Genomic DNA, 214 nt, shown 5'->3' on the forward strand with positions numbered 1-214 from the left:
CGGACCATTCGTCACCGGGGCAAGGGTGATGTCGGCCGGATTGACCGCCGCACCATTGAGCAGGTCATTGCCTAGGACGTTGACGACATTGGTGTTGGCGACGAAGCCATTGACCGGGCCGGCAGCGTCGTTGACGGCGTCGATGACGCCCTCTTCCACCGTGATCGTGACAGTCGCCGTGTCGCAGTTGGTCGGATTGAGAACTTCGCAGATC

1 protein-coding gene is annotated in these 214 nt (G+C 61.2%); it reads right to left on the bottom strand.

The genetic code is table 11. The annotated features are described in order from the left end of the window. Window positions 1–214 (bottom strand): hypothetical protein (locus ACOQFR_RS00025; protein WP_421377376.1); only part of this gene is annotated, 214 nt, incomplete at both ends.

It is taken from the genome of Arenimonas sp. MALMAid1274 (assembly GCF_049195245.1).
Lineage (GTDB): Bacteria > Pseudomonadota > Gammaproteobacteria > Xanthomonadales > Xanthomonadaceae > Arenimonas.